Origin of the sequence: Streptomyces violaceusniger Tu 4113 (genome assembly GCF_000147815.2) — a bacterium.
Taxonomy (GTDB): domain Bacteria; phylum Actinomycetota; class Actinomycetes; order Streptomycetales; family Streptomycetaceae; genus Streptomyces; species Streptomyces violaceusniger_A.
The window spans coordinates 5,711,872-5,733,070 of sequence record NC_015957.1 but is presented as its reverse complement, the minus strand read 5'-3'; the positions used below and the strand labels follow the sequence as shown (position 1 = coordinate 5,733,070).

At 70.4% G+C, this 21,199-nt stretch carries 18 protein-coding genes and 1 pseudogene; 11 read left to right on the top strand and 8 right to left on the bottom strand.

Translation table 11 applies throughout. The features are described 5' to 3' along the window. Positions 1-99 precede the first annotated feature (99 nt). From STRVI_RS23830 to STRVI_RS23805, 6 genes are all read left to right on the top strand, one after another. Positions 100-1,086, top strand: coding sequence for a hydroxyacid dehydrogenase (locus STRVI_RS23830; RefSeq protein WP_014058188.1), 987 nt, complete (start codon positions 100-102; stop codon positions 1,084-1,086). Between the two features lie 112 nt (positions 1,087-1,198). Next, positions 1,199-2,329, top strand: a complete 1,131-nt coding sequence (locus tag STRVI_RS23825; RefSeq protein ID WP_014058187.1) for a mandelate racemase/muconate lactonizing enzyme family protein — start codon at positions 1,199-1,201, stop codon at positions 2,327-2,329. A 38-nt stretch (positions 2,330-2,367) separates the two neighbouring features. After that, positions 2,368-3,681: an ABC transporter substrate-binding protein gene (locus STRVI_RS23820; RefSeq protein WP_014058186.1), complete on the top strand. Its 1,314-nt coding sequence runs from the start codon at positions 2,368-2,370 to the stop codon at positions 3,679-3,681. Between the two features lie 12 nt (positions 3,682-3,693). After that, complete coding sequence (locus tag STRVI_RS23815; protein ID WP_014058185.1) at positions 3,694-4,647, top strand: carbohydrate ABC transporter permease; 954 nt, start codon at positions 3,694-3,696, stop codon at positions 4,645-4,647. Beyond that, positions 4,637-5,497 (top strand): carbohydrate ABC transporter permease, encoded by an 861-nt coding sequence (locus tag STRVI_RS23810; RefSeq protein ID WP_014058184.1) that lies wholly within the window; start codon positions 4,637-4,639, stop codon positions 5,495-5,497. The genes STRVI_RS23815 and STRVI_RS23810 overlap by 11 nt, the downstream gene beginning before the upstream one ends. 4 nt (positions 5,498-5,501) lie before the next feature. Then, a complete protein-coding gene (locus STRVI_RS23805; RefSeq protein WP_014058183.1) occupies positions 5,502-6,296 on the top strand; it encodes a sugar phosphate isomerase/epimerase family protein in 795 nt (264 codons plus the stop codon). A 76-nt stretch (positions 6,297-6,372) separates the two neighbouring features. On the opposite strand, the gene STRVI_RS23800 is transcribed toward STRVI_RS23805, so the two are convergent. The 4 genes from STRVI_RS23800 to STRVI_RS23790 form a co-directional block, all read right to left on the bottom strand. After that, entirely contained in the window at positions 6,373-7,320 is a 948-nt protein-coding gene (locus STRVI_RS23800; protein WP_014058182.1) for a right-handed parallel beta-helix repeat-containing protein, read from the bottom strand. Between the two features lie 79 nt (positions 7,321-7,399). Further along, positions 7,400-7,489 carry a hypothetical protein gene (locus tag STRVI_RS54720; RefSeq protein ID WP_251982725.1) on the bottom strand — a complete coding sequence of 30 codons (90 nt, stop codon included), beginning with the start codon at positions 7,487-7,489 and terminating at the stop codon, positions 7,400-7,402. Positions 7,490-7,726: 237 nt separating this feature from the next. Next, on the bottom strand, positions 7,727-8,131 hold the full coding sequence (locus tag STRVI_RS23795) for a DUF3662 domain-containing protein (RefSeq protein WP_014058181.1): 405 nt from the start codon (positions 8,129-8,131) through the stop codon (positions 7,727-7,729). A 24-nt stretch (positions 8,132-8,155) separates the two neighbouring features. After that, positions 8,156-9,778, bottom strand: a complete 1,623-nt coding sequence (locus STRVI_RS23790) for a purple acid phosphatase family protein (protein ID WP_014058180.1) — start codon at positions 9,776-9,778, stop codon at positions 8,156-8,158. 169 nt (positions 9,779-9,947) lie between these two features. Here STRVI_RS23790 and STRVI_RS46505 point away from each other — a divergent pair, with 169 nt between their 5' ends. Continuing rightward, on the top strand, positions 9,948-10,487 hold the full coding sequence (locus tag STRVI_RS46505; RefSeq protein WP_050993737.1) for a MarR family winged helix-turn-helix transcriptional regulator: 540 nt from the start codon (positions 9,948-9,950) through the stop codon (positions 10,485-10,487). A gap of 70 nt (positions 10,488-10,557) precedes the next feature. Here STRVI_RS46505 and STRVI_RS23780 read toward each other — a convergent pair whose 3' ends face one another. After that, positions 10,558-11,406 carry a hypothetical protein gene (locus tag STRVI_RS23780; protein ID WP_014058178.1) on the bottom strand — a complete coding sequence of 283 codons (849 nt, stop codon included), beginning with the start codon at positions 11,404-11,406 and terminating at the stop codon, positions 10,558-10,560. 247 nt (positions 11,407-11,653) lie between these two features. On the opposite strand from STRVI_RS23780, the gene STRVI_RS23775 reads away from it, so the two are divergent. Both STRVI_RS23775 and STRVI_RS48400 read left to right on the top strand, forming a co-directional pair. Beyond that, the gene (locus tag STRVI_RS23775; protein ID WP_014058177.1) at positions 11,654-12,244 is read left to right on the top strand and encodes a TetR/AcrR family transcriptional regulator; all 591 of its coding nucleotides are present in this window, start codon (positions 11,654-11,656) and stop codon (positions 12,242-12,244) included. Next, a pseudogene (locus STRVI_RS48400) lies at positions 12,241-13,376 on the top strand (MFS transporter). Before STRVI_RS23775 ends, STRVI_RS48400 begins: the two are co-directional and overlap by 4 nt. Here STRVI_RS48400 and STRVI_RS23765 read toward each other — a convergent pair. Continuing rightward, positions 13,270-13,689 (bottom strand): Dabb family protein, encoded by a 420-nt coding sequence (locus tag STRVI_RS23765; protein ID WP_014058176.1) that lies wholly within the window; start codon positions 13,687-13,689, stop codon positions 13,270-13,272. The pseudogene STRVI_RS48400 and the gene STRVI_RS23765 sit on opposite strands and share 107 nt — an antisense overlap. A gap of 137 nt (positions 13,690-13,826) precedes the next feature. Here STRVI_RS23765 and STRVI_RS23760 point away from each other — a divergent pair, with 137 nt between their 5' ends. Continuing rightward, entirely contained in the window at positions 13,827-14,489 is a 663-nt protein-coding gene (locus STRVI_RS23760) for a TetR/AcrR family transcriptional regulator (protein ID WP_014058175.1), read from the top strand. Between the two features lie 46 nt (positions 14,490-14,535). Here the strand turns inward: STRVI_RS23760 and STRVI_RS23755 are convergent, their stop codons facing one another. Continuing rightward, positions 14,536-17,913, bottom strand: a complete 3,378-nt coding sequence (locus STRVI_RS23755; protein WP_014058174.1) for a pyruvate carboxylase — start codon at positions 17,911-17,913, stop codon at positions 14,536-14,538. A gap of 361 nt (positions 17,914-18,274) precedes the next feature. Here STRVI_RS23755 and STRVI_RS23750 point away from each other — a divergent pair, with 361 nt between their 5' ends. Then, the gene (locus STRVI_RS23750) at positions 18,275-19,894 is read left to right on the top strand and encodes a GMC oxidoreductase (protein ID WP_043239612.1); all 1,620 of its coding nucleotides are present in this window, start codon (positions 18,275-18,277) and stop codon (positions 19,892-19,894) included. Between the two features lie 18 nt (positions 19,895-19,912). Here STRVI_RS23750 and STRVI_RS23745 read toward each other — a convergent pair whose 3' ends face one another. After that, positions 19,913-21,199 (bottom strand): DUF1266 domain-containing protein, encoded by a 1,287-nt coding sequence (locus STRVI_RS23745; protein ID WP_014058172.1) that lies wholly within the window; start codon positions 21,197-21,199, stop codon positions 19,913-19,915.

Below are 21,199 nucleotides of genomic sequence, written 5' to 3'. Positions count from 1 at the left end.
GGCGATGCGAAAGTGGGCTTGGACGGGCATGGCGGCCCGCCTCTACGGTCATGACGACCGCCAGGGCAGATCCGCGCCGATCCCGTCCGAGGAGCCAGGTTGTCCAGACTCGCCGTCGCCATGACCCCCCAGCGTGCCGCCGATGTGATCAGCGCCGAGGCCCGGCAGCTGATCGAGAAACGTTACGAAGTGACCTGGGCCGATGAGCCGCTGACCGAGGACGGGGTGGCCCGGCTCGCTGCCTTCAGCGACGTACTGCTGACCAGTTGGGGCACGCCCCGTCTGAACCGGGCGATCTGGTCCGGCGGCGGTGGCCCCCGGGTGGTGGCGCACGCCGCCGGGACGGTGAAGAAGCTCATCGACCGTGAGGTGCTCGACCAGGGCGTCACCGTCTTCTCGGCCGCCGGGCGGATCGCCTGGTCCGTGGGGGAGTACTGCCTGGCGGCGATGCTCACCCTGGCCCGCCGGCTGCCGCTGTTCGACACCGCGATACGGGCCGGCGGCTGGAAGCAGAGCGGCTTCCGGGGCGGGGAACTCACCGGCCACCGGGTGGGCATCCTCGGCGCGAGCTCCACGGCCCGCGCCCTGATCACCCTGCTCCGGCCGTTCGGCTGCGAGGTGGTGGTGTACGACCCGTATCTGGACGAGGAGCGGGCCGCCGCGCTGGGCGTACGGACCGCCACGCTCGAGGAGGCGCTCGGCTGCCCGTTCATCTCCGTCCATGTGCCCGATGTCGCCGAGACCCGTGGCCTGGTGAGCGCCCGGCACATCGAGCGGATCCCCGACCACGCCGTGGTCGTCAACTCCGCGCGGGGACCGGCCGTCGACCAGGGCGCGCTGCTTGAACAGGCGCTGGCGGGGCGGCTGTTCGCCGCGCTGGACGTCTTCGACCCCGAGCCGCCGCACCTCGGCGAGTCCGTGCTGAGCTGCCCCAATCTGCTGCTCACCCCGCATATCGCCGGGGACACCGTGGACGGGCATCTGGCGCTGGCCGGCTATGTGATGGCGGACGTCGCCGACTGGCTGGACAAGGGTGTCCGCGGTCCCGGTTTCGTCGACCCCGCCTCCTGGCCCATCGCCGCCTGAGCCACTTCCTGAGCCACTTCCTGAGCCACTTCCTGAGCTACCTCCTGAGCCACCTCCGCACTCCGTACCCGACCGTCCGCGTCATCGACCTTTTGGACAGGAGCCACTCACCATGTCGCGTATCACGGCGGTCGAGGTCTTCCCCGTGGCCGTGCCGTTCGCCCGGCGGTTCGTGCTGGGCAGTGGCGCCGTCGGCACCCCCGATCAGGCGGGAGCGGTCGTCTTCGTCAAGCTGACCACCGAGGACGGCGTCGTCGGCTGGGGCGAACAGCGGGCCCTGCCCAGTTGGAGCTACGAGACCGCCGAGACGATCGCCGTGGTCATCAAGCGCCATCTGGCCCCCATCCTGCTCGAACTCACCCCGTTCGACGTGGAGTTGTTCCACGCCCGGGCGAGCCGCCGGCTGAGCCCCGCGGTGTCCAACGGCTTTCCGTTCGCCCGGGCCGCGGTGGACATCGCCCTGCACGACGCGGCCGGCAAACTGGCCGGGCTGCCCGTCCACGCCCTGCTGGGCGGCAAGCTCCGGGACACGGTTCCGCTCTGCTCGGCCATCGGCGTGGGCGAGCCCTCCGCCGTCCGCGAGCACGCGCTCCAGTCCTCGGACTACACCGCCTACAAGGTGAAGATCGGCGGCGATCCCGTCGCGGACACCGCGGCCATCACCGCGGTCGCGGAGGTCGCCGCGGGCAAACCCCTGTGGCTGGACGCCAATCAGTCCTACCGGCCGACCGCCCTGACCCGGCTGATGGACGCTGTACGCGAAGTGCCGCACCTCCACTGCGTGGAACAGCCCGTGCCGGGCACCGACACCCTCGCCCTGCGCCGGGTGCGGGATCTGATCGGCCTGCCGGTCGCCATCGACGAGGGCAGCTTCACCGCCCAGGACCTGGCCCGCACGCTGCGCCTGGACGCCGCCGATCTGGTGGTCGTCAAGATCTGCAAGTCCGGCGGACTGCGCAACGCCCTGAAGACCGCCCAGGTCGCGCTGGCGGGCGGGCTGGAGGTGCTGGCCAGTGGGCTGACCGACTGCGGGATCGGCTTCGCGGCCGCGCTGCACCTCTTCAGCCAGCTGGAACTGGCCCTGCCCGCCGAACTGAACGGACCGGAGCTGCTGACCGATCTCTACGTGGCGAACCTGGACATCGTCGCGGCCACCGCCACCGTCCCCTCCGGACCCGGCCTCGGCGTCGAGGTCGACGAGGAACGCATCCGCGCCGAAGCCCTGGACCTGGCCTTTCTCTGAACCCGGCCGCACCCCGACCCAGCAGCGAGGAGACGACGATGTCTTCCAGCTTGTCCCGTCGTGCCCTGCTCAAGGGGGCGGCCCTCGGCGGGCTCGCCACCGCGGGAGCCCTCAGCGGCTGCTCCTCCGGCCCGCCGCCCGGCACGGCCACCTGGTCCATGTGGTCCAGCAGCCCCGAGGAGCAGCGGGTCTGGAGCGACTTCGGGCATTACGTCGATCGGCGGATGCACATCAGATCGGCCTCGACACTCACCCCCTCCGACGGCTACCCCACCAAACTCGACCTGCAGCTCGTCAGCGGAACGGCAAGCATGGTCACCGGCCTGAACGGCTGGCTGATCCCCACCTACGCCTCCCGCGGCGCGCACCGGCCGCTCGACGACCTCATCGCCGCGGACCCCGACTTCGACCTCGACGACTTCTACCCCGCCATCCGGTCCATCTCCTCGTTCGCCGGGCGCACCTACGCCATCGGCTTCGATGTGGCGCCGACCGTGCTCTACTACAACAAGACGCTGCTGGAGCGGAACGGCGTCGATCCGCCGTCCCCGACCGTGCCCATGAGCTGGGACACCTTCCGGCGGCTGGCCATCGAGCTGAGCAAGCCGAAGGACCAGTACGGCTTCACCTGCTCGCCGACCATCGACGACCTGGTGTCCTGGATCTACTGCGCCGGTGGCAATGTCGTCGATGGAGACAGTGACACCAGCCCCCTGGACGCCCCCGAGGCAATGCAGGCCATCCACTACGTCGTCGACCTGTTCACCAAGGACCGGGCCACCCCGCCGATCGACAACCTGGTCACCCAGAACGCCTCCGGCGCCTCCCTCGCCAACTTCCTCCAGGGCAACGTGGCCTTCATGCAGAACGGCCCCTGGCAGGTGCTCAACGTCCGCAAAGCATCCTTCGAATGGGACATCGTCCCCTTCCCCGCGGGCCCGGCGGGAAGCAAGCCGCGGGTGTCGGGCTCCAGCTTCGCCATCCCCTCGGGGGTCAAAGGCGACGATCTCGACCTGGCGTGGCGGCTGCTGAAGACCCTCACCAGCACGGGGGCGCTGGACATCTACGCACGGGCCGGGCGCAACAACCCGGCGCGGCTCTCGGCCGCGAGCGCGTTCGAACCGCCGCCCGCCAACCTCGGCATCGTCCAGCGGATCCTCAAGGGCGAGGTGGCCGGTGGCCATCCCTTCGACGTCACCACCAACTGGAACCGCGTCCGGCTGCTGTTGGCCCAGGACCTGCCCCGGGCCTTCCTCGGCCAGAGGAGCGCCGGCGACGCGATCGACGGTGTCATGCCACGGCTGAACGCCCTGATGCGCCAGCACCGGGACGCCGTCCGCCAGGCCACCTGAGGGAGGATCACGATGGCTGCCCCAACCCGCACCGCGGCGACCGCGACGCCACGGCGAACACCGCGTGGCCCGCTCCGTGGCCGCCGGTCCCGGCGGCACGGCTCGGAGACGCTCGCCGCCTGGCTGTTCCTCCTGCCGAGCCTGGCCGGATTCCTGGTCTTCACCGCCGGACCGGTCATCGCGGCCGGAGTGATCTCAACTCTGGACTGGAATCTGTTCAGCCCGCCCCGCTTCATCGGACTGGACAACTTCACCCGGCTCGGACCGGACGACACCTTCTGGTCGGCGCTCGGCAACACCGCGTACTTCACCTTCGTCAGTGTGCCGCTGACGCTGCTGGTCAGCCTGGGACTGGCGCTGCTGCTCAATCAGGGGCTGCGGCGCATGGCGGTGTTCCGGTCGCTGCTTCTGCTGCCCTACGCGACGATCACCGTGGCGGTGGCCTTCGTCTGGGTCTGGCTCTACATCCCGCACGACGGGCTGATCAACGCGGTGCTCGGGGTCTTCGGGATCGACGGGCCGGCCTGGCTGATCTCGGACGACTGGGCCATGCCCGCCCTGATCGTGATGAGTGTCTGGAAGAGCTTCGGCTTCGGCATGGTGATCTTCCTCGCCGGGCTGCAGGCCATTCCGCAACAGCTCTACGAGGCCGCCAAGGTGGACGGGGCCTCGCCCTGGCGGACCTTCCGCGAGGTGACGCTGCCCCTGCTGTCGCCCTCGGTGTTCTTCACCGTCGTCACCTCGATCATCGGCTCCTTCCAGGTCTTCGACCAGGCCCTGGTGATGACCGACGGCGGGCCGGGAACCAGCACCACCACGCTCGTGATGTACATCTACCGGACCGGATTCGAGAACTACGAGCAGGGCTACGCGGCCGCGCAATCGATGGTGCTGTTCGCGTTCATCGTGGTCATCACCGCGGCGCAGTTCCTGCTCCAGCGGAGGCTGGTGCACTATGACCTCTGACGTTCCCGCGCTCGCGGCGCTGCGCCGCTCGCCCGTGGCGGCCCGGCGGCTGCTGGTGTTCACCTGTTTCCTGGTCACCGCGGTCACCCTCACCCCCATCGTGATGATGGTGCTGGTGGCCTTCCAGTCCGACACCGAGTCGATGGCGGCGCGGCCGTCGCTGTGGCCCGGCAGTTGGCATCCGGAGAACATCGGCCGCGCCTTCGACCTCGTCCCCCTGGGCCGCTATCTGCTGAACACCATCATCTTCGCCGGCGGTACGGCACTTCTGGAGACGGCCACCGCGGCGCTGGCCGCGTACGCCTTCGCCCGGCTCCGCTTCCGCGGCCGCAGCGTGCTGTTCGGTGTGTATCTGACCACCTTGATGATCCCCTCGCAGGTCACGCTGATCCCGCAGTTCATCCTGGTGGCGAAGATGCACGGAGTGGACACCTGGCCCGGGATGATCCTGCCGCACGCCTTCACCGCGCTCGGGGTGTTCCTGCTCCGTCAGTTCTTCCTGGGCGTTCCCCGCGACTACGAGGAAGCCGCCCGCCTGGATGGGGCGAACCGCTGGCAGACCTTCGTCCGGATCATCATCCCGCTCGCCGTCCCGGCGATCGCCACCCTCGCGGTGTTCAAGTTCATCAGCCAGTGGAACAACCTGCTCTGGCCGCTGGTGATATCCAACAGCGACTCCACCAGGACCGCGGCGGTCGGCCTCCAGGTGTTCCAGTCCACCAACGGCACCCAGTGGAATCTGCTGCTGATGGCGGCCGCCATCACCACCGTGCCGCTCATCGTGCTCTTCTTCCTCACCCAGCGCTGGTTCGTCAAAGGCATCACCATGAGCGGGCTCGGAGGCCGCTGACACCATGACATTTCTCTGGTCCGTCTTCACCAAACCGTGGTCCGCACTGCCCGGCGAAACCCTGGGCCCGCTGATCTCCGGCCTCGGTTTCGCCGGTGCCGAGATCCCGGTCCGGGACACCGCCTACGTCACCCCGGCCGAGGCCGGACGGCTGCTGCCGGAGTTCACCGCGCGGCTGCGGGCCGAGGGCGTCGAGGCGATCAGCGTCGCCGGCGATCTCGGCGAACCCGTCTTCGCGGCCTGCCGGGAGGCGGGGGTGCCGATGATCCGGGTCATGGCCGAGCTGGGCCCCGACGGCTATGCCGCCTCGGTCCGCCGGGTACGGAAGCGGCTGGAGGACGCGGCGCCCCTCGCGGAGCGGTACGGCGTCCAGGTCGGGGTGCAGCCGCACCACGGGCGCTATGTGTCCTCCGCACTGGGGGTGATGGACCTCCTCGACGGCCTGCCGGCCCCGCACTTCCGGGTGATCTGGGACGCCGCCCATGACGCGCTGGCGGGCGACGATCCGCGGGTCACCCTGCCCCTGGTCGCCGAGCGGCTCGGCATCGTCAACCTCAAGAACGTCATCCATGTGCGCACCGAACCGGCAGCCGGAGCCGTCGGCGGGCACTGGAAACCCTGGTTCGTGCCGGGCCCCGACGGGCTGGCCGACTGGTCGGCGGCGCTCGGCCACTTGGCGGAGCTCGGCTACACGGGCCCGGTGTGTCTGTCCGGGCAGTACTCCGACTCCGGCGTCCCGGTCGAGGAACGCCTGGTGGCCGATCTGGCGGCGGCACGCGACGCGGCGGGCGCCACATGACCGGGCGTCCCGCTCACCGGGGGGAGCGGGAGAACCCCGGGCCCCCGCCCCCCCTGGCCCCTCCTCCCAGAGGCTCCTACGGCAGTCCGCCCGGCTCGGGGCCCCGGTAACCCGCCCTGGACGAATCGTCGATGCCCACCTCGTAGCGGATACCGGAGTGGAGGGTGTTGCCGTCGACCCGGGCGCCGGTCGAGTGGTAGGCGAGGCCGATGGCGTGGTCGGTGGGGGCGGCGAACACATTGCCGGTGATGGTGGCGTTCTGCACGTCCTCGAACATCAGGGCCTGGGAGGCGCGCAGCGTCTCGCAGTGGTTGCCTCTGATGGTGAAGTCGGAGGTGGTGCCCCGGCCGTCGCCCTCGCCGTCGTTCGGGCCCTCGGCCATCAGGCACATGTTGTCCACCTTCTCGCAGCGGTTGTCCTCGATCCGCACGCGATGGCTGGGCGGAGTGTCGCTGGCGAACGTCTGCATGCAGTCGGCGTGCCGGCCATGACTGTTGTCGGTGTCGCGGACGGTGTTGTGCGCGATGGTCAGGTCGTCGCCGAAGAACCGGATACCGTCGCCGTCCCCGCCCCGCGGGCCGATCACGGTGTTGTTCCGCACGGTGACGCGGTGGCCGGTCAGCTCGATCCCGGGCGCCTCCGGGCGGACGGACCGGAACCCCTCGACGATCACATCGTCGGCCTCGATGGTGATGCCGTCCACGGCGTCCCCGCCCCCGGCGTAGGTGATCGGGTGTTCCCGGCTTCCGCCCCTGGTGATGACCAGCCGCTGCCGGGACAGATCGCCGTCGAAGCAGACCGTGTCGCCCGGCTTCGCCCGGCGCGCCGCTTCCCGTGGGGTGGTGGCGTGCAGGGTGCAGGGCGCGGCGCCCCGCACGGTGGCGGGCGACCCCGTCGGCGCGGCGGCGCCCGAGCCGCCGTCCGCGCCCCGCTCCCGGGGCCACGACGGACTCGCCAGGGCGGCCAGGAGTGCGAGGACCGAGACGGCGAGGAAGCCGAGGACGAGTCTCCATGTGATCCGCATGGCGGGAACCGTAGACCCGGGTCCCGGGGACCGGTCCCGATTCCACCCGCCTATCGCCGCCCTCCGGTTCACTCCACCGTCACCGTGCGCCCCTGGGTTCACACCGACGCACGGCCAGCGTCGGGCGCCGCCGGCCCGATTCGATCCTGGACAGCGTGCTGACGGACATGCCCGTCAGCTCCGCGAGCTGCTCCAGCGCGATCCGTGCTGCTTGCGGATGGCGCGCGGCTGTGGCCCGACCACGTCGAGGACGGCATTGAGATTGTCGGTCATGGAGCAGGCTTGCGCCTTCCGCAAGCTTTTTCCGCTCTTGGCCGGGCCGCCGCACAGTGGGCGCATGAGACCCCGACACCGTCAGACCAGGCTCGGGTCTTTCAGGGTCGGCCGCCCACCACGCACAAGCTCGTCACCAGGCCGGCGCGTCGGCGAACGTGTCCGCGCGGATATGGGCCATGGGCCGGCCCGCCACCCGGTACCTGCCGTTGGGCACCCGGCCGGACCGGGAGACGCGCACGGTGAGCGGGCCGGCCCACTCATAGCCCTTGTCCTCCGCATGACGCACCAGACGGTCCGTCAGCTCCTGTCCCACCTGACAGCCACGCCGGGTGAGCTCTTCATGGACCGCGTCGGCCAGCTCGACGTCGTAGACGTTGGGCACGACCACCCGGGTCGGTCCGCACACCACGGCGTGGCTGTCGCATTCACGTTTGAGCGCGCCGAGGAGTTCCACGGGCTCGCTGCGGACCACCTTGGCCAGCAGCGATTCCTCCCAGCGCTCTATCGCCCGTTCCCATCGGTTCAGCTTCTGCATGCCCTCCCGCGTTCCCGATACGGATCACCTCATGCCCTCACCGTCGCCGCGGGTCCGCCGGAGCGTGAAGGTGTCCACCGGTTCGATACGGCCGTAGAGCCCGGTGACCGCGTAATAGGTCACCGACATCGTGGTGAGGCCGCCCGGTTCGGTGCCGGGGTCGACACAGAACGCGGCGAAGCCGTAGGGGTTGACCCGGTCGCGCACCGCCGACCACGGGGCCGCCTCCGTCACATAGACCGGGGTCTTATGGCCATTCGCACCGGTGGTTCCGACACTGGTGATGACATTGCACCGCGGGGTGTCGAACAGGACGTCCATCGACGGGACCGAGGTGCCACCGCCACCGATGACCATATGGACGGTTCCCTCGGTGGTGTCCACCAGATCGGTCCGGGTGGCGGCGGGGGTCGGCGTCATGGTGTCGTTGGGCTCCCGGCCACGGATCGGGTGGGAGCGCTCGTAGTGGTGTTCATGGCCGCAGACGACCAGGTCGACGCCGTAGGTGTCGAAGAGCGGCAGCCACTCCTGCCGGATGCCGAGGTCGGCGCCGTTGCCCGGGTGGTCGGCCGTGGAGACGACCACCTGGTGCATGACGACCACGATCCAGTCGAGGTCCCGGTCGGCCCGGGCCCGGGCGAGCTCGGCCTCCAGCCAGCGCCGCTGGGCCCCGCCGGAATAGCCCCGCACATACGTGTTCCCGGCGTCCTGATAGGCCACGTCGTCATTGGCCAGGCTCACGACGCGCACCGAGCCTACGGTGAAGGCGTACCACAGCCCCTGGGTCTCGGCGTCGCCTCCGTTGCCGGGCAGCGAGAAGTACGCCTGGTAGGCGGCGAACCCGATCGGCCCGTTGCCCAGCTCGTTCTCGTGGTTGCCGGCCGCGGGCATCCACGGCCGGAACCGCGAGGACCGGCTGGTCATGTCGAACCAGTCCGACCAGGTGCGCAGCCGGTCCTCGGACAGATCGGCGTAGCACAGATCGCCGTTGATGAGATGGAACAGCGGCGCGACCCGCTCGACGGCGGTGGTCACGTCATTGGCGTACGGCGAGCCCAGGTTGTCGTTGAGATAGGTGAGCTTCTCGGTGATCTTCGGCGGCTTGGGGCCGTTCAGCTTGCCCACCGTGGGCGTGCCCTGGTCGCCGAAACTGGTGAAGGTGAACGGTGCCCGGCCACTCGGCCCGGTCAGGAACGACCCCGCCTCCGGGGTCGCCCCGTCGTGGACGGCGGCGTAGACATAGCCGGTGCCGGGGCGCAGCCGGCTCAGCCGGGCGTGCTGGACGTAGATGCGCTGCTGGGATTTGGCGTCCTGGTAGGAGGTGGTCCGCGCGGTGACCTCGGTGCCCATGCCATGGGCCGGGGTGCCGAACATGACACGTGGCCGTCTCACCGGGACCGGTGTCCGCCAGGACACCACGACCTCCCGGGCGGCGTCGGCCCCGAACTGCAGATGCAGCCCGCTCACCGGCGGCATCCCGGAGCGCTCCGGCCGGGTCCACAGCATGGGCGAGGCCGCCACCGCCTCCTGCTGGGACATCAAGGCGCCCGCACCGGCCGCCGCCGCGCCGGCCGCGCCCAGCAGCCCCCGGCGGCTCACCCGGGACTCCGGCGGTGTGCTGCCCGTGGTCTTCGGTGTCGTCGTCATGGGGCGAAGCTCCCACGCGCTCGCCGCCGCCTGACACCGTGGCGCCGTGAACACCGCGGCACGGTGGGCTACCGCCGGACGACCGGACGGCGAACCCGGACAACCATCTCGGTGGACGGTGGCGGATGTGCGTTGCCAGGGGCGGTGGCGGCGCAGCACGCTGGTCCCTGTGAACGATCGGGACGAAGAGCTGCGCGGGCTGGACGCGGTGCTGCGGGAGCTGCGGCCCGCCCGGTTCGGGCTGTACGGACCGCTGGTACGTGAGCGCTTTCTGGGCGGGCTGCCCACGGATGTCACCCCCACCGGTTACCGGGTGCTGCGCTTCGTCGAGGCCAGCTCCCCGCCCGGCCCCGCGGTGTCCGACATCGCCGCCCTGCTGCTGACCGACCGGGCCCGCGCCGTGCGCGTCGTCGACCGGCTGACGGCGGCAGGGCTGGTGACCCGGGTCCGGGACACCGTGGACCGGCGGATACGGAGGGTGGAGCTGACCGACGCCGGGCGCCGCCATGTCGCGCTGGCGGCCGAGCGGCGGACACGGCTGCTGGGCGAGGCCATCGTGGACTGGCCGGACGAGGACCTCGCCCGGCTGACGGAGTTCCTGAAGCGGCTCAACGCCTCCGTGGCGCGCCACCTGCCGGTGTCCGGCGTATCCGGCGCGTTCAGTGCATCCGACGTATCCGGCCTATCCGACGTGTCCGACGGCCGGTGACGCGGGGCCGGGGCGCCACCGGCCCCGTGTCACCGCCGCGGGTGTGTCTCGCCACGGGAGCGGCCGCCGGCTATGCCTTGGACGCCTGGAAGTTCCGGAACAGCAGATAGGTGTCGAGGATGTCCGACGAGGCGCTCTCGACCGAGCGGTAAATGCCCCACTTGGGCCGCTGGTAGTCGTCCTGGTCCGGCATCTTCACATTGGACATGCTGCCCTGGACCGCGACCGGGGCGCCGGGCCCGGTGCCGTTGCGGGCCACGAAGGCCGCCTTGCCCTTCGAGCCGATGGTGAGCGTCCACTCGATGGTGATCCACTTGTTGCGCAGCGGCGACAGATTGGTCGAGGCGATGTCCGGTGAGCCGGAGTTGGCGTACGCACGGGCCCGCAGCGTTTCCGTGCTGCCGCTGCGGCCCAGGTCCAGAGTGATGTACGGACCGCCGTTGTCCGCCGGGGTCTTGGTCTGGAAGATGTGCGTGAACTTGCTGGTGCCGTGCAGCGAGGTGGGCATGAACATCTCGTAGCTGATGGTCCATGTCTCACCGTCGCGCATCTTCAGGGCGGTGCCGTCCTGCACCATGCCCTTGGACTCGGTGCGCTGGCGGTCGCCGCCACCTGTGGTGTCCCGGTCGTCCTTCCAGATGTTGAAGCGGTAGTGGTCGCCGCCCTCGACGACCACATAGTCCCGGTCGGGGTGTGCGTTGCCGCGGTCGGCCTCGATGCCCTCGAACGCCTTGAGCCCGGCGCTGGACGGGTCCGGATGCCAGAGCAACTGCGCGGCCGCGGCCCGGGAGGCGGCGGAGGCCGGGGCGGCCCCCGAGGTCAGTTGCCCGAGGGCGATCGGTGTTCCGACGGCGGCCGCGGCCATCGAGCCGAGGACCCGGCGGCGGCTTAACGAGCGCGGAACGAGGGGTTCTGCCATGGTCGTTGACTTCCTTCCTGATTCGGTAAAGGAGTGGCGTGCTCATGGCGCACCACGCACATTGGACCGGACCAAATGGACCGTCAAGGCTCACGGGCGGTTCTTTACCTCAGAATGACATTCACGTAGATGAACATGCGTGCCCCTTTTTGGGTGCTTCGCAGGTCCTCTGGTCTCTGATGATGGGCATTCATTCGTCATTTTGAACGCGTAGACACTGTCTACTCCTCTCTGGTAGACAGTGTCTATGGATGAGCGTGAGCAGGACTCGGGTCTCCGGTCCCGATTGGTGGACGTCGGAGTGGGGCTGGTGGAGGCGGAGGGGGCGCAGGCCCTTTCGCTGCGGGAGATCGCCCGTCGGGCCGGGGTGTCCCACGGGGCGCCGCGGCGCTACTTCCCGACGCATCTGGCCCTGCTGTCCGCCATCGCGCGCCGCGGCTTCGAGCGCCTGGCCGACCAGGCCGGTGCGGCCATCGCCGCTCATGAGGGCGATCCACGCGGGCAGTTGACGGCTCTGGCGCGGAGCTGTCTCGACTTCGCGCTGACCAACCGTGGCATGTTCGAGCTGATGTTCCGTCACGATCTCCTGGAGAGCAACCAGCTCGGCCTGCGGGAGACGAGCCTGCCGCTTTTCGCCACCCTCGTCGACCTGGTGGCCAGGGTGCGGCCGGACTCCGGCGCGGAGCCACGGATCGTCGCGGGCGCGCTGTGGGCGAATCTGCACGGCATCGCCCAACTGTGGGGCTGGGGCAGCCTTCAGCTCGCGGTGGGAGTGGATGACGCCGAGCCGCTGCTGCGTGCCGCGCTCGACGCGCACCTCGGCCCGGAGGCCCGATGAGCGCCCCGCGTGCACGACGCCTCACCCTCGTCGGCAGTGTCACCGGGGCCGTGATCGTCGCCCTGGACAGCACCGTGCTGACCGTCGCCCAGCCCCGTCTGCAGCGGGACCTCCATGCCACGTTCGCCCAGGTCCAGTGGACCAGTACCGGATATCTGATCGCCGTGGCGAGTCTGCTGGTGTTCGCGGGCCGCCTCGGCGACCGCCACGGCCATCGGCGCGTCTTCGCCATCGGGATGCTGGGCTTCGGCGCCGCCTCGGCGGGCATCGGGCTCGCGGGCGGCATCGGCTGGGTGATCGGGCTGCGGGTCGCCCAGGGGGTCTTCGGGGCGCTGCTGCAACCCGCCACCCTCGGGATGCTGCGCGCCGCGTATCCGCCCGACCTGCTCGGCAGGCCCCTCGCGGTGCGGACCGGCGCCATCGGGCTGGCGGCCGCGGCAGGCCCCCTGGTCGGCGGGGCGCTGACCACGCCCAGCACCATCATCACCGCCAGCGGGAGCGCCCTCAGCCCGCTGGCGAGCGGATCCAGCGCGAGCACGTCCTGCACGCACCGGTGGCGGCACTGCTGAGGCGCCGTCAGGGACCCCGCCGGACTGCGGTTGCGGGGATGGTTCTGGTGGCGGCCGGTGTGCTGCTGATGTCCCGTCTCGGCCGGGGCTCGGGCGCCGAGGCGATCGGTGGATGCTTTCTCGTGCTGGGCGCGGGTTTCGCCACCGTGATGGTCACCGCGACCACCGTCGTCGTGCGCCACGCGTCCGTGGACACCGCCGGGGTGGCGGGCGGGCTCCAGCAGACCGCCATGAACATCGGCCCCGCGCTGGGGGTCGCCGCCGCGACCACGCTGATGAGCGTGGCCGGACCGGGCGGCACCACCGGACGGCCGCCCGGCGACGGGCCGGGCTGGGCGGCCGACGGCTTCCTCTCGGCGATGGGGCCGGCGCTGACGGCTCTCGCGGCCGTGGCCGCGGCCGGTGCGCTACCGGCCACCAGACTGTCGGGCCGTGCGGCGGCGCGGCCACCCGAGGTCAGCCGGTGGAGGAGCTCCCGGACGGGCCGCCGAGGTCGGAGATCGCGTCGAGCGCCTGACCCCACTGCGGGTGCATCGCCACCTTCTTCAGATGCATCCCCATGACCTGTTCGCCGAGCGCGGGGTCCATGTCGTCCGACAGCTGGAACGCCGAGAGCTTCGCGAGATGAGGAAGGATCTCGTCGTCGCCCGCGATGTGCAACGGGTCATGCAGATACCGGTCCAGTGCCGCCAGATCGGCCACCGCCGCGCAGTAGGCATGGGTGAAGCCCTCGGCCGAGTCGCCGAGGAACTGGCCGACGGTGGAGAACGCGACCGGCTCCAGCGCGCCCGTACGGCGCATTGCCGCCAGAACCCTGGCCTTGTCCTCCTGGGTCGTGCCGTCCTTGAAGCTGAACCGCAACACGTTGAGCAGCATGGGGAGTTCCCCTCGTGGATAAGTTGGCAGATGAACTGGCTGGTTCAAATTAATGTCCAGTCGCGTCAATGGGCAAGGGGGTTGGGAAATCTGAACCGACGAGTTCAGTACGGCGTGTTGTGAGATACGATGCGCCGATGACGGCAGTGACAGCCTCGTCCGGGCGGAAGGTCTCGCGAGGGCGTATCGACAAGCGGCAGGCGATCCTTGACGCCGCCTTCACCGTCTTCGCCCGGCGGGGCTACGGACAGGCGTGCGTCCAGGACATCGCGGATGAGGCGGGTGTCGCCAAGCCCACGGTGTACAACCACCTCACCGACAAGGAGACCCTGTTCCGCCATGCCATGGAGGCCGCGGCCGACGCCGTGATGGCGGAGAACCTCGCCGTCGTCGAGCGGCTGCGCGAGCCCGGGGACGATCTGCGCGCCGCTCTGGAGGACATGGCGTACCGCATGCTCCAGGTGTGCTGCGGGGAGCGTTCCCGTGCCCTGCGGCGGCTCACCTACGCCCAGGCGGCCGACTTCCCCGATCTGATCGAGATCGTCCAGGGGCGTACGGCCATCCGGCTCGGTGAGGCGCTGGCGGACCGGCTGGCCCGGCTGTCGCTGGCCGGGGGGCTGCGGCCGGGTGATCCGGCGCAGGCCGCGGAGCAGTTGCTCGCGCTGCTCACCGGCCCCATGGAGGCGCGGTCCCGGCTGGGCACCCGCAAGGTCTCCGCGGCCGAGACGCGCACGGTCGCCCGGTCCGCGGTGGACACCTTTCTGCGGGCATACGAAGCCGCCGCCACCGAGCACCCCTGACCCGAGGGCCGGGGACCGGTGGCGGCGGCTCGTCGACGCTGTCGGCTCAGGTGAGAGCGACCAGCAGATCGCCGCCTTCCACCTGCTGGATCGCGCTGATGGCGATGCGCGACACGGTCCCGCTCTTCGGGGCCGCGATGGTGGCCTCCATCTTCATCGCCTCGATCGTCGCCACGGTGGCACCGGCCTCCACCTGATCGCCCTCGGTCACCGCCAGCGTCACCACACCCGCGAAGGGCGCCGCCACATGGCCGGGGTTGCTCCGGTCGGCCTTCTCGGTGGCCGGTACGTCGGAGGCCGCGGAGTTGTCCCGCACCTGGACCGGGCGCAACTGCCCGTTCAGCGAGGCCATCACCGTGCGCATACCGCGCTCGTCGGCGTCGCCGATGGCCTCCAGCTCGATCAGCAGCCGGACCCCGGGCTCGAGGTCCACCGTGTACTCCTGCCGCGGGCGCAGCCCGTAGAAGAAGTCCTTGCTGTCCAGCACGCTGGTGTCGCCATGGGCCTGCCGACGCGCCTCGAACTCCTTGGTCGGACCGGGGAACAGCAGCCGGTTCAGCGTCGCCCGCGGATCCTTCTCCAGCAGCTCCCGGTCCTCCGTGGACAGCTCTGCGGCCGTCGGCTTGGCGGCGGCGCGGCCCTCCAGCGCCTTGCTGCGGAACGGCTCGGGCCAGCCGCCCGGCGGATTGCCCAGCTCGCCGCGGAGGAACCCGATGACCGAGTCCGGGATGTCGTACCGGCCCGGATCCGCCTCGAAGTCCTCCGGCGACACCCCCGCCCCCACCAGGTGCAGCGCGAGATCGCCGACCACCTTCGACGACGGGGTGACCTTCACCAGATGGCCCAGCATCCGGTCCGCGGCGGTGTACATCGCCTCGATCTCCTCGAACCGGTCGCCGAGGCCGAGCGCGATGGCCTGGGTGCGCAGATTGGACAGCTGACCGCCGGGGATCTCATGGTGGTACACCCGCCCGGTCGGCGAGGCGAGGCCCGCCTCGAACGGTGCGTAGATCTTGCGCACCGCCTCCCAGTACGGCTCCAGGCCGCCGATCGCCTCGAGGTCGAGCCCGGTCGGCCGGTCGGAGTGGTCGGTGGCGGCCACGATCGCCGACAGCGACGGCTGGGAGGTGGTGCCCGCCATGGAGGCCACCGCGCCGTCCACCGCGTCCGCACCGGCCTGGACCGCCGCGAGATAGGTGGCGAGCTGGCCGCCCGCGGTGTCATGGGTGTGGATGTGCACCGGCAGGTCGAACTCCCTGCGCAGCGCGGAGACCAGTGTGGCCGCGGCCGGGGCGCGCAGCAGCCCCGCCATGTCCTTGATGGCCAGCACATGCGCGCCCGCGTCCACGATCTGCTCGGCGAGCCGCAGATAGTAGTCGAGGGTGTAGAGCTGCTCCGAGGGGTCGGACAGGTCGGAGGTGTAGCAGAGCGCCACCTCGGCGATCGCCGAGCCGGTCTCCCGTACCGCGTCGATCGCGGGCCGCATCTGCCCGATGTCGTTCAGCGCGTCGAAGATCCGGAAGATGTCGATTCCGGTGGCCGTGGCCTCCTGTACGAAGGCGGTGGTCACCTCGGTCGGGTACGGCGTGTAGCCCACCGTGTTGCGGCCGCGCAGCAGCATCTGCAGACAGATGTTGGGCACCGCCTCGCGCAGCTTGGCCAGCCGCTCCCACGGGTCCTCGGCGAGGAAGCGCAGCGCCACGTCGTAGGTGGCCCCGCCCCAGCACTCCAGCGACAGCAGTTGCGGCACGCTCCGGGCCACCACCGGGGCCACGGCCAGCAGGTCCCTGGTGCGGACCCGGGTGGCCAGCAGCGACTGATGCGCGTCCCGGAAGGTGGTGTCGGTGACCCCGATCGTGGGCGACTCGCGCAGCCATCGCGCGAAACCCTCCGGGCCCAGCTCGGTGAGCCGCTGCTTGGAGCCGGCGGGCGGCGCGGTGTCCGGCACCGGGGGCAGCTTGGTGCTCGCGTTGATCAGATGGGGCCGCTCGCCGTGCGGCTTGTTCACCGTGACATCGGCGAGATAGGTGAGCAGCTTGGTACCGCGGTCGGCGGAGTGCCGCGCGGTCAGCAGATGCGGCCGCTGCTCGATGAACGACGTGGTGACCTGTCCGGCCCGGAAGTCCGGATCGTCCAGCACCGCCTGGAGGAAGGGGATGTTCGTGGATACGCCGCGGATGCGGAACTCGGCCACCGCACGCCGGGCGCGGCCGACCGCGGTCGCGAAGTCCCGCCCCCGGCAGGTCAGCTTGACCAGCATCGAATCGAAGTGGGCGCTGATCTCCGCACCGGAGTGGGTGGTGCCACCGTCCAGCCGGATGCCGGAGCCGCCCGGGGAGCGATATGCGCTGATCATTCCGGTGTCCGGGCGGAAGCCGTTGGCCGGGTCCTCGGTGGTGATCCGGCACTGCAGCGCCGCACCCCGCACATACACGCTGTCCTGGGTGAGGCCGAGGTCGGACAGCGTCTGGCCGGCGGCGATCCGCAACTGCGACTGGACCAGATCGACATCGGTGATCTCCTCGGTCACCGTATGCTCGACCTGGATCCGCGGATTCATCTCGATGAACACATGGCGGCCCTCGCGGTCGAGCAGAAACTCCACCGTGCCGGCGTTGCGATAGCCGATCTGCCGGGCGAACTTCACCGCGTCGTCGCAGATCCGCGCCCGCAGCTCCGGATCGAGGTTGGGCGCCGGCGCCAGCTCGATCACCTTCTGGTGGCGCCGCTGCACCGAGCAGTCGCGTTCGAACAGATGGATGACATCGCCCTGCCCGTCGGCGAGGATCTGCACCTCGATATGGCGGGGCTCCACCACCGCCTTCTCCAGGAAGACCGTGGAATCGCCGAAGGCGGACTCGGCCTCCCGCGCCGCCGCCTCGATGGACTCACGCAGCGTCTCCCGGTTCTCGACCCTGCGCATCCCGCGCCCGCCGCCACCGGCGACGGCCTTGACGAACACCGGGAAGCCGAGCTCGTCCGCGGCCCGGACCAGCTCGTCCACATCGGTCGACGGCTCGGAGGAGCCGAGCGCCGGCACCCCGGCCGCACGGGCCGCGGCCACCGCGCGCGCCTTGTTCCCGGTGAGCTCCAGGATCTGCGCGCTGGGCCCCACGAACGTGATCCCCGCCTCTTCGCACGCACGTGCGAGATCGGGGTTCTCGGACAGAAAGCCATATCCGGGATAGACGGCGTCCGCGCCCGCACTGCGCGCCGCGCGGACGATCTCCTCGACGGAGAGATAGGCCCGCACCGGATGGCCCGGCTCACCGATCTCATACGCCTCATCGGCCTTGAGCCGATGCAGCGAGTTGCGGTCCTCGTGCGGGAACACGGCTACGGTTCTCGCGCCCAGCTCATAGCCGGCGCGGAAGGCGCGAATGGCGATCTCTCCACGATTGGCGACCAGCACCTTGCGGAACATGCCCGATCCCTTCTACCTGCCCGGTACCTACAACACACGCTTGTCGGCGAACACTACTGCCGCGTCCCACGCAGGACGCCCGGGGTGTGATCGAGTTCTCGTGGATGGGGTGCGGGATGGCAACCGGGTCCTTGTCGTCCATGGTCGCAGCGGATACGGAGAGCGACCCTGTGGCCGCGCCGGGTGACGCCGTACATGGACCCGGAACGCCGTTTCGAACGCTGGGATCGAGGAGCGCGGGTGCGACGTAATGGGTAAATCACAATAATTTGCGCAAACCCTCAGGTGCCGAAAATGACCGCTGAAAAGGACCTTGTGCCGTGCCATGGCGAGATCTGGCGACTCCGCCCATCATGCCGCCATGACAGCAGACCTGACGCGTCGTCACATTCTCGGTCTGGCCGCCCTGCAGAGCGCGGCGGCCCTCGGACTCACCCGCATCGGCCTCACCCCGGCGGCCGCCGCCCAGCGCGCCGACCACTTCCCCGCCGTCGTCGTCGGCTCGGGCTACGGCGCGGCCGTGGCCGCGCTCCGGCTCGGTGAGGCGGGCATCAGAACCCTCGTCGTGGAGATGGGGCGGTTATGGGACACCCCGGGTCCCGACGGCCGGGTCCACTGTTCGATGACCGCCCCCGATCAGCGCTCCATGTGGTTCAAGACCAGAACCGAGGCGCCCCTGTCCACCTTTCTGTGGCTGGACGTCATCAACAAGGACATCACCCCCTACCCCGGCGTCCTGGACCGCGTCCGCTTCCCCGGCATGTCCGTCTACGTGGGGCGCGGGGTCGGCGGCGGTTCGCTGGTCAACGGTGGTATCGCGGTCACCCCGTCGCGCTCGTACTTCCAGCAGATGCTGCCGCAGGTGGCCGCGGACCCGATGTACGACACCTACTTCCCGCTGGCCAACCGCATGCTCGGCGCCAACACCGTGCCCTCCGCGTGGTTCGAGGCCACGGAGTGGTACACCTACGCCCGCGTCGCCCGCGACCAGGCGGCCAGGGCGGGCCTGAAGACCGTCTTCATGCCCAATGTCTACGACTTCGACTACATGCGGCGCGAGGCCGACGGAACGGCGACCAAGTCCGCGCTCGCCCAGGAGGTCATCTACGGCAACAACTTCGGCAAGCGCAGCCTCGACAAGACCTATCTCGCGGCCGCGCTCGGCACCGGCCAGGTCACCCTGCACACCCTCAGCCGCGCCCGGGCCCTGCGGCGGGCGCCCGACGGCAGCTATGTCCTCACCGTGGAGCGCGTCGACACCACCGGCACCGTCGTCTCCACCGACGAGATCACCTGCGGTTCGCTCTTCCTCGGCGCGGGCAGCCTCGGCACCACCGAACTTCTGCTGCGCGCCCGTGAGACCGGCGCCCTGCCCGAGCTGAGCGAGGAGGTCGGCCGGGGCTGGGGCGGCAACGGCAATGTCATGCTCGGCCGCGCCAACCATGTGTGGCACCCGACCGGTGCCCGTCAGTCCACCATCCCGGTGATGGCGATCGACGACTGGTCCAACACCGCCAACCCGGTCTTCGCCGAGATCGCCCCGCTGCCGGCCGGCCTCGAGACCTGGGTCAGCCTCTACCTCGCCATCACCCGGAACCCCGAGCGCGCCACCTTCACCTATGACGCGGCCAAGGACGCCGCCGTGCTCGACTGGACCCGCGCCCAGAGCGCGCCGTCCGTCGCCGCGGCCAAGGCGCTCTTCGACCGCGTCAACTATGCCAACGCCACCATCTACCGCTATGACCTCTTCGGCGACACCCGGGCCATCGCCGACGACTTCTGCTACCACCCCCTGGGCGGCTGTGTCCTGGGCCGGGCCACCGACCCGTACGGCCGGGTGACCGGCTACGACGGCCTCTATGTGACCGACGGATCCCTCATCCCGGGCTCCATCGGCGTCAACCCGTTCGTCACCATCACCGCCCTGGCCGAGCGCACCATGGCCCGGGTGCTGGCCGAGGACCGCGTCGGCGCCCGCTGACGCCCGGTCCCACCGGGATCACTTCCAGGGAAGGGTGAGCCAGGGGCTCTCCGGATCGGTGGTGAGGATGCGATGCGCGGTGAGCATGTCCTCGTACCACTCACCGAACTCCTCGTCGTCGAAGTGGAGACACCGCCCGAGGATGTACGCGGCGGAGAACTCCTCCCAGGAGCGGTAGTTGGCCTGCGCCGACCGTCCCGCGCGCAGCACCGCGCGCTCGGCCTCGTCGAGGGAGCAGAAATGTGCGGCGAGCCCCCAGCGGGCCATCCCGGAGGCCCGCCCGTAGTCCCACGCCTCCACCGTGCGGACGAACTTTCCCTCGGCGATCAGGCCGTCCGCGCGGAACCGGGCCTCATAGCGGGCGATCCGGCCGATGAGCCGCTGCACGCCCGCCACCTGCGCCTCCACCTCCGCGCTGTCCCGGGGCTCCGCCTTGGTGACCCCGTCGGGGGTGATCCGGACCTCGCCGGGCTCGGCGTCGGTGCGCCGCAGCACCCGCTCGGCCACCGTCCGCCAGTGGTCCACCCCGACCGGGCCGGCGAAGTCCAGGGCCAGGGTTCGGCGCACCCCGAGCGCGAACTCCCAGACACCGCTGATCAGTTCGGCGCTCAGCAGCAGCTCCTGGATGCGCTGCCACTCCTCCCGGCCGGTGATGCCCCACCACTCCTTGAGCCGGCTCCGCTCGCGGGTGTATCCGCCGCCGTGGTAGGCCATGGCGTTCCACAGCTCGCCGTTCTTGACGAACAGCAGTGCCCCGCAGGCCAGTCCATGGGCCACCGGGCCCTGCGTCGGCCCGCCCACCCGCAGCCCGCGCAATTCCATGGGCGCGTGTGCGCGGCCTTCGCCATCGGCGGCGTGTTCGGCGTGGCCGCTCCACAGGGCGCGGTGCGCCGGGGAGGTCGGGAAGAACGTCTCACACGGACTGCCGGGGTTGACCACGATCCACGGCGGATCGCCGGGCTCCCACTCCGTGGCGAACCACCCCAGGGAGTAGGAGAGATAGACGGTCTCCGGATGGGGCGCGGGGAGCATGCCCTCGGTGAAGATGGGCAGGCAGTTGGCCTGCACCTGGGGATACCAGTACGGGGTGAACAACACCGTCCCGGGGCGCGCCTGAAGGCGGGAGTACGCATCGGCGACGAAGAGTTCGGCGCGCGCCAGCACATCGAAGTACGCCGACCAGTCGCCGCGCGCCTTCGCCTCGTACAGCTCCCGCTCGATCGCGCTCGGCGCCTGCCAGGTGGTCTGTGTGCCGCCCTGGACGCCGTGTTCCGACACGGCGGCGGGCCCCTCCCCGTTCCCCAT